The sequence below is a fragment of the Mesorhizobium waitakense genome (genome assembly GCF_056431085.1).
The window spans coordinates 1-7795 of the sequence record NZ_JBWKME010000202.1 but is presented as its reverse complement, the minus strand read 5'-3'; the positions used below and the strand labels follow the sequence as shown (position 1 = coordinate 7795).

10 protein-coding genes are annotated in these 7795 nt (G+C 65.2%); 6 read left to right on the top strand and 4 right to left on the bottom strand.

Going from position 1 to position 7795, the window contains the following annotated elements:
- Positions 1 to 180 precede the first annotated feature (180 nt).
- Complete coding sequence (locus tag AC07FD_RS36615) at positions 181 to 1032, top strand: phage terminase large subunit family protein (protein WP_478353787.1); 852 nt, start codon at positions 181 to 183, stop codon at positions 1030 to 1032.
- 50 nt (positions 1033 to 1082) lie between these two features.
- Here the strand turns inward: AC07FD_RS36615 and AC07FD_RS36610 are convergent, their stop codons facing one another.
- A complete protein-coding gene (locus AC07FD_RS36610) occupies positions 1083 to 1454 on the bottom strand; it encodes a nuclear transport factor 2 family protein (RefSeq protein WP_478353786.1) in 372 nt (123 codons plus the stop codon).
- A 138-nt stretch (positions 1455 to 1592) separates the two neighbouring features.
- Between AC07FD_RS36610 and AC07FD_RS36605 the strand changes: the two genes are divergently transcribed.
- Positions 1593 to 2162 (top strand): hypothetical protein, encoded by a 570-nt coding sequence (locus AC07FD_RS36605; protein ID WP_478353785.1) that lies wholly within the window; start codon positions 1593 to 1595, stop codon positions 2160 to 2162.
- Complete coding sequence (locus AC07FD_RS36600) at positions 2131 to 2256, top strand: hypothetical protein (RefSeq protein WP_478353784.1); 126 nt, start codon at positions 2131 to 2133, stop codon at positions 2254 to 2256. Before AC07FD_RS36605 ends, AC07FD_RS36600 begins: the two co-directional genes overlap by 32 nt.
- A gap of 272 nt (positions 2257 to 2528) precedes the next feature.
- Here the strand turns inward: AC07FD_RS36600 and AC07FD_RS36595 are convergent, their stop codons facing one another.
- Positions 2529 to 3149: a class I SAM-dependent methyltransferase gene (locus AC07FD_RS36595; RefSeq protein ID WP_478353783.1), complete on the bottom strand. Its 621-nt coding sequence runs from the start codon at positions 3147 to 3149 to the stop codon at positions 2529 to 2531.
- Between the two features lie 335 nt (positions 3150 to 3484).
- Between AC07FD_RS36595 and AC07FD_RS36590 the strand changes: the two genes are divergently transcribed.
- Together AC07FD_RS36590 and AC07FD_RS36585 are read left to right on the top strand one after the other, a co-directional pair.
- Complete coding sequence (locus AC07FD_RS36590) at positions 3485 to 5254, top strand: portal protein (RefSeq protein ID WP_478353782.1); 1770 nt, start codon at positions 3485 to 3487, stop codon at positions 5252 to 5254.
- Positions 5251 to 5574: a Bbp19 family protein gene (locus AC07FD_RS36585; RefSeq protein ID WP_478353781.1), complete on the top strand. Its 324-nt coding sequence runs from the start codon at positions 5251 to 5253 to the stop codon at positions 5572 to 5574. The genes AC07FD_RS36590 and AC07FD_RS36585 overlap by 4 nt, the downstream gene beginning before the upstream one ends.
- A 202-nt stretch (positions 5575 to 5776) precedes the next feature.
- On the opposite strand, the gene AC07FD_RS36580 is transcribed toward AC07FD_RS36585, so the two are convergent.
- Both AC07FD_RS36580 and AC07FD_RS36575 read right to left on the bottom strand, forming a co-directional pair.
- Positions 5777 to 6157 (bottom strand): endonuclease domain-containing protein, encoded by a 381-nt coding sequence (locus tag AC07FD_RS36580; protein WP_478353780.1) that lies wholly within the window; start codon positions 6155 to 6157, stop codon positions 5777 to 5779.
- Between the two features lie 105 nt (positions 6158 to 6262).
- Positions 6263 to 6583: a YMGG-like glycine zipper-containing protein gene (locus AC07FD_RS36575; RefSeq protein WP_095091384.1), complete on the bottom strand. Its 321-nt coding sequence runs from the start codon at positions 6581 to 6583 to the stop codon at positions 6263 to 6265.
- Positions 6584 to 6896: 313 nt separating this feature from the next.
- Between AC07FD_RS36575 and AC07FD_RS36570 the strand changes: the two genes are divergently transcribed.
- A complete protein-coding gene (locus AC07FD_RS36570; RefSeq protein WP_478353779.1) occupies positions 6897 to 7469 on the top strand; it encodes a hypothetical protein in 573 nt (190 codons plus the stop codon).
- The last annotated feature ends 326 nt before the right edge of the window (positions 7470 to 7795 follow it).

Genomic DNA, 7795 nt, shown 5'->3' with positions numbered 1-7795 from the left:
TCAAATCGCTTGCGCCATGCTATGGATGCGATGAATGTCGATTCAGCCTAGAGCCGCAGGAAATTGACCCGCTCGGGCTCAATCCTTCATATCACCCGTCGCTCCCATCCGATTTCCTTCAAGTGCCGGAACTTGGGGACCTTCGTAGGCTCTGCCTGTGATGAGGTTCCTCCAATCCAAATGGCCGGGCCATTCCCCCTCTCCGTCGCGGCTTCGCCGCGCCACCTCTCCCCCATCAAGAATGGGGGAGGAACCCAAGCTTTCCAAAGGCTCGCCATGACCCGTCACGTCACCTTCATGACCATCGACGATGCCGAGCATTATTCACCGCATGAACGCGCCGCGATCGTTGCCGCCTATCCGGCGCACGAGCGGGAGGCGCGCGCTCGCGGCATTCCGGTGCTGGGCTCCGGCCGCATCTTTCCGGTGGCCGAGGAATTGATCGCCTGCGCGCCGTTCCGGCTGGCGCGCTACTGGCCGCGCATCGGGGCGCTCGATTTCGGCTGGGACCATCCGTCGGCCGCGGTCGAGCTTGCCTGGGATACGGAGGCCGACGTCGTCTATGTCGCAAAAGCCTGCCGCGCTTCGCAGCAGACGCCGGCAATGCAGACGCTGACCCTGAAGCCATGGGGCGACTGGCTGCCCTGGGCGTGGCCGCGCGATGGCCGCCGCGAAACGCTGGAAGGGGCGGGCGTGGCGCTTGCCCGGCAATATGCCGCGCACGGGCTGAACATGCTGACCCGCCACGCGCAATTCCCGGACGGTTCTGTCTCGGTCGAGGCCGGGCTGATGGAGATGCTCGACCGCATGCAATCCGGCCGCTTCAAGGTGTTCTCGACGCTTGCGCCCTGGTTCGAGGAGTTCCGGCTCTATCACCGCAGGGATGGCCAGGTGGTGAAACTGCGCGACGATCTGATGGCGGCGACACGCTATGGCGTGATGATGCTGCGGGAGGCGATGGTCGATCCGGCGGAGTTCAGGAGCGCGCGGCGACAGGCGGGGCAGAGCGATCCGCTGGGGGCTTTCAGGTGAGGGCGAAGTGCCCGACCGGCGAATAGTGCACTGTCACCGTAATTCGTGGCTTACTCCACGATTTTCCAGTAAGAATCCTTGCGGATCACCTTGCCGTCGCGAAACGTGTAGAAGTCGCAGCCTTGGACTTCCTTTCTCACACCCTCGCGGGTAGTGCCTGTGAGGGTCCATTTCGAGATGCCGGTATCGGCGGCCGCATCCGCAAAATGTTGGCCGTTGCCGTAGTGGACATCGGGCAAGCCTTCGAAACGTGTCGCCAGCGCGTCGCGTACGTCGCGTTTGCCCTCGCAACGCGTGCCCCAAGGCATGCTCCCTCTCGGCATCTCCAGGACGCAATCGTCGGCAAAGAATGCCATGATGCGATCGAGATCGTGCGCGTTGAAGGCGTCGCTTAGCTCCGTCAGCGTCGATCGAATGTCCATTCTCCCGTCTCCTCCAGTCGTCGGTAGCCTGCGTGTTCGATGTCCGAAGTAGGTCACCGGCGACGGGGCCGGTCAAGTGCGCGGGCCTTCGAGACTCCGCCCGCACGCGGGAACCGCACCCATGCCCCTGGGCTCCTCATGACCGTCCGCATCATCCCCGCCACCTTGCGCGACCTTAGCTACATCGCCGCCAACCTTCGCCCCGAGGACCGGGCCGAGATCGACTGCCAGCTCGACCAGTGGTCGCCGGCGCTTCTGGCGCTCGCCGCGCTGCAGGGATTTGCCTATGTCGCCGAGCTCGACGGCAACCCGGAGGCCGGCTTCGGCGCTGCCGAGCATCGCGGCGGGTTGTGGATCGCCTGGAGCTGGGGCACGCGCCGCATGAAGCGCTGCGTGCCCGGCATTACCGAGTTTTTTCACACCGTGCTCGCCCGGCAAGTGGCGGCGCGCGGCGCCTGGCGGGTCGAGGCGCGGGCGCTGGCCGCCAATGATCTCGCGCTGCGCTGGCTTGGCTGGCTGGGTGCGACGCAACGCTGCCTGCTGCCGGGCTACGGCAAGAACGGCGAAGACTTTTTCCTCTACGACTGGACAAGAGAAGGCTGGAACCATGTGCCTGTTTCAAAAACCACCGCAACTGAAGCCGCTGCCGCCGACACCGACGGCCGAGGACAAGGATGTGCAGGCGCGCGAGGCGGCGATCCGGGCTGAGCTCGAACAGCGCCAGGGCACGGCCAGCACCATCAAGACCGACCTCGCGCCCGGCGATCTCACCGGCCAGCGTCGCGTGCTGCTGGGGCTTTAGACCATGACCGCGATGAAGCGCAGTTTCAGGAAGCGCGTCCTGGCGTGGTGGTATTGGCGCCGGCATGCGCGGTTGATGAGACGGCGGTGATTGGCCAATCTCCCCCCTCGTGGGGGAGATGCCCGCCAGGGCAGAGGGGGGCGCTGTCCCGCCGACCTGTCGAGCGACGGCAGCAGCCCCTCGGCCAATCTCGGTATGCGAATTAGGCAAGGCTGGCGATCCTTCGCGCCCCCCTCTGGCCTGCCGGCCATCTCCCCCGCGAGGGGGGGAGATCAGCTCTCCTTCTTCGCGAAGGCCCAGACCATCAGCGGATATTCCTCGTCGTTGCTGAGATCGCGCCACAGGCCGTAGGCGCGGACGGGGCCGCCGATATGGGCCCTGGCGCAGGCCTTGTTGCCCCAGCCGTGGACCTTGACGCTGGCTTCGGAAAAGCCGCCTTCGACCATCAACTGCTTGAGGCCGGCCGGGGTCCACCGGTTGTAGTCGTGCGGCCTGGCGTGGACCCGGAACAGGAACGGTGTCGCCACCATCGCCCAGCCGCCGGACCGGGTCATGGCGTGGATGTTTTGCACCGCCGCCAGCGGCCGCTGCACATGTTCCAGCACCTGATCGGCGATGACGATGGAATATTGCTCGTCGGTGCGGTCCTTGCAGATGTCGAAGGCGGGGAAATCGACGCAGCGGTAGTTGGGGCACATCGCCCGCCAATAGCGGTTCCAGCCGGGCGAGATCTCGATCACGTCGGCGGCTTTGCGGTTGCCGGCTTCGAGGAAGACGGTGAATGCCTCGATCTGGCGGATGCGCAGCCAGTTGCGGGAATCATAGCCAAGCAGGCGTTTGGCCACCTGTTTGCCGCGGTTTCTCAGGGTGCCGGCAAGGCTTGTCGTCGTCACATCGACCTCCTCCAAAACCCGCCGCGAGAAGAATCTTAGACCGAGAACCGCGCAAAAGAATGACATGGTCGCGGTGCCCATCTTCCAATGTTGGGCGAAACCGACGGCGACAGCCGATCTCCCCCCGTGTGGGGGAGATGCCCGGCAGGGCAGAGGGGGGCGCTGTCCCGCCGGCCTGTCGGCAGATCGCAATGCATCTTGCCTGAGCAAAATGTCAGCCGATTGGATCGAAAGGCTGGCGATCCTTCACGCCCCCCTCTGTCCTGCCGGACATCTCCCCCACGAGGGGGGAGATTGGCAGCTTCGGCCTTTGCGCCAAACAAGTGAGACATCCCATGACCGATTCCCGTGCCCGCGATATCCTGTCCCGCCAGTCCGAGCTCGAGAGCGAGCGCAGCCAGTATGAGGCGGTGTGGGAGCAGGTGGCGGAGTTCTGCGATCCCGACGCGCCCGACATATGGGGCCGCCGCCGCGGCGGCGGGGCGGGTTCGCAGGCCGAGCGGCAGGAGCGGCGGGGCGCGCGGGTCTACGCCAACACCATCAACTCGGCCGCCAACCGGCTCGCTGCAGGCCTCGAAAGCCTGATCATTCCGCAGTCGGAAAAATGGCACGGCCTGTCGACCGCCGAAATGAACGACGAGGAGACCGACGAGGAAAAGGAGTGGGCGGAATCCTTGCGCGATTTCCTGTTTTCGCTGCGCTACTCCGCCAATTCGAACTTCGTGCCGGCGACACAGGCCTGCCTGCGCAATGTCGTGCGCTATGGCCCGGCCTATCTCTATGCCGAGGAAGGGTTTGGCTCGACGCTGATCCGCTATGCCTCGATCCCCGTGGTCGAGGGGTATCTCAGCCGCAACCGCTGGGGCCAGGTCGACATCTTTCACCGCCGCTACGAGCGCACCGCGCGGCAGGCCGCACAGCTGCTCGGCTATGAAAAGCTGCCGGTGCGCATCAAGATGCTGGTCGACGATCCGGCCAAATGCGAGACCAAGATCTCGCTGGTCCAGTGCATCCAGCCGCGCGACGAGCGCAAGATGTATAGGCTCGGCGGCCACACCCAGTATCTCGACACGGCGTTTGCCTCCTACCACGTCATCGAGGACGAGGAGGAGATCGTGCGGGAAAGCGGCTTTCGCACCTTCCCGGTGTCGACCTTCAACTGGCGCCGCTACGAGGGCGACCCGTACGGCATTTCGCCGACCATCGAGGCGCTGACCACCGTGCGCGAGGAAAACGCCGTGCGTCGATCGGGCTTGCGCGCGCTGCAGCAGATCACCGATCCGGCCACCGCCTCGAAAGCCAGGCTCGACTATGTGCCTGTGCTCAATCCCGGCGAGAACTATCCCGGCCTGATCGACGACAATGGCAGGCCGCTGATCGCGCCGATCTCGACCGGGCAGAATCCGACCTATGCCTTCAACTACGCGCAGAGCCGCGCCGACGAGATCCGCGACATGATGTTCGTCAACCTGTTCCAGACACTGGTGCAGAACCCGCAGATGACTGCGACCGAAGCGCTGATCAGGCAAGAAGAAAAGGGCGCGCTGCTCGGCCCCTCCGGCTCGATCATCCAGGCCGGCTTTGCCACCAATCTCGACCGCGAGCTCGGCATTTTGGAGGACAAGGGGCTCTATGACGAGGACAGCCGCTTCCTGCCGCCGGCGAGCCTTGCCGGCAAGGCGGTGCGGCCGACCTTTACCGGCCCGCTCGACGTGCTGCGTCGCTCGGCCGAGGCGCGCGACACCATCCAGGTGGTGACGACGGCCATGCAGATGGCGCAGTTCGATCCCGGCGTGATGGACAACATCGACAGCGACGAGGCGATCAAGATCGTGCAGGGCGCCGGCCGCAGCCCGCAGCGCATTTTCCGCCGCAGGCAAGAGGTCGACAGCCTGCGCGATGCCCGCGCCAAGGCAAGCCAGGCCCAGGCCGGCATGGCGGCGATCGCCAGCGCAGGGAAGGCGGCCAAGGATGCCGTACCGGCGGCCGTGCAGGCGCGCGACAGCGGCCTGCTCGACGGGTTGCAAGGCATGCTGCAGGGCCAGGCCGGGCCGGCTGGTGAAGGTGTACACGGAACATCGGGAGCGGCGGGAGACGGCGCATGAGCCACAAACGCTTTGCCCATTCCGCTCAGGCCGGCGGCCCAACCAAGGCCCGTGAGGCGCTGACCAAGGCGTATCTCAGGGTGTTTTCCGGCGCGGACGGCGAGATGGTGCTGGCCGACCTTGCGGCGACGGTCGGCTACTACAGACGCCCGTCCTATGGCGAGTGGATGGCACGGACCCGCACGCCCAGCGGCTTCGAACTGCACAGCGCGCTCAGCAATGCTCGCGCCGAGGTGGTGCAGCACATCATGGGATTTCTGACGCTGGACGAGGCGCATCTGCTGGCGCTGGAGAAGGCGGCGAAGGCTGAGGAGGGGTAGGTGGCGGTTCTGCTGAGGTTGGCGCTCTACGGCGCTCCCCTCTGGGCGGCCGGCCACCTCCCCACACCGGGGAGATTAGCCTTCATCGCCGCTTTCGCCAATCGCCAACGTTGCAGGAGTGAGCGAGGCGTCGAAGCTGCCAATCTCCCCCCGTGTGGGGGAGATGTCCGGTAGGACAGAGGGGGGCGCTGTCCCGCCGGCGTTACCGCTGTTCGGACGCGCCTCCGAGCCCGGCCGCTATCACGATATGCTGGCAGACATTGTCGATGTCGCGAATGACGTCGTCGTTCCAGAAGCGCAGAACGGTCCAGCCATCCTGTTCCAAACGAACCGTCCTTGCTTCGTCGCCTGCGACGAAATCGGCTTCCGCATGCTGGGAGCCGTCGACTTCGACGATCAGTTTCTTCTCGGGGCAAGCAAAATCGACAACGTAACCGGTGATCGGAAATTGCCGCCGGAAGCCAAGCCCCATCAACCGGTGCGCGCGAAGCTCGTTCCAGAGCTTCAGTTCGGCGTCGGTCATCACCTTGCGCATCGATCTGGCGTTTGCGCGATGTTTTGGAGGCAGTGGCGTGTGAGGCATTGTCAGGGTTCGGTGGCTGTTGAGGTTGACGCTCTACGGCGCCCCCCTCTGTCCTGCCGGACATCTCCCCACGAGGGGGAGATTGGCGTCACCGGCGCCGGTGCCTCAATAATCGCCGTTATAATACCGGTCGTCGCAGGGCGCGGTGTAGATGCGGCCGTCGCGGTCCTGGTACCGGCACATCTGTTCGCCGCGGCGTTGCGGTTGCGGGGTGGTGGCCGAGCCGACAACCGCGCCGAGCAGGGCGCCGCTGGCCGCGCCAATGACCGTGCTCTTGGTGTTGCCGCCAATGGCCTGGCCGACGAGGGCGCCGCCGGCGCCGCCTATCAGCGCGCCGGTTCCGGCTCGCTGTTGGCCTTCGGTCTGTGCGCAGCCTGCAAGTGCTGCAGTCATCAGCACGGCGGCGATGGCTTTGTGAAAGTTCATATGAAGTCTCCCTTGAATGCCTGAAATCCCTATCGCTCGCCACGTGCCGCCGCATTGCGGCGGAACGGGGGCACCAGGCCTCACGATATAAGACAGGGTTTCTCGGGCGTTGATGGATCGAGGCCCGAAAACACCTCATGCGAACAAGGCGGTAGCGCCGATCCTTGTCAAAATGATTCAGCCTTTCCCGGTTCGGCCTGGCTGCGCCGGTCCCTTCGCTATCGCTCCGGGCGTTCGTCGTTTGGAAAGCCAAGCAATTGGCTTCCCATGCGCTGCGCGCACCACTCCTCACTCAAACAATGGAGACATACCAATGGCCCGAGGTCTACCCCGCACACTTGTCCGCGCCGCCGCCCGCGAGGCCGGCCTTGCCCCGCCGAAAGCCGGCCTGAAAGCCGTCACATCAGGGCAGGGCGGCGCCTTCCGCACCGTCTTTTCGTTCAGTGCCATGCCGGTGCCGGTCACCGACGCGCTGGCCTATGCCAGCCAGAAGATCTTCGACTTCACCGACGGCAAGGTGCGCATCAAGGGCGGCACGGCAAGATTGCAGTTCGCCGTACTCAGCCCCCGCGCGGCGACCATCAATGACAATGCGGCACTCACCTGGTCGGTCGGCTCGTCGGCGGCATCGAGCGCGACGCTGGCCACGACCATGGTCAACGTGCTCGCCGCCACCGCTCGCACGCTGGACGGCGCCGGTGCGGCGCTCTCCACCGCCTCGACCGCCGACATCGCCGCCGCCGCGACGCTGGATGGCACCACCACGCCGGTCGATCTCTATCTCAACCTCGCCTTGCCCATCGGCACCGATATCGACGCCGACGGGACGATCGCGGTGACCGGCACGATTACGGTGCTGTGGGAGAACTGGGGCGACAACGCCTAGGGCACGCCGATATTCCGGCGAGGCCGGCCTACAAACGGCGGTCTTCTGCGCTTCCGGTGCTCACGTACCCAAACGTACGCTCCGCTCCGGTTCTCGAAGCCCACCTTGTTTGGTCGCTTCGCGCCCGTCTTCGACTCCGGCTCGGCCTGACCGGAATCTCGACACGCCCTGAGCCAAACATGGGCGATTGACGTAAGCGGCGATGACGGCCGATCTCCCCTCTCGTGGAGGGAGATTGGCAGCTTTGCCGCCGGCTCTTTTCTAGAGCGGGATGAGCTTTATAGGAGTCGTAGGATTCCCAAATCATCGCGGTTCTGATTCAACAT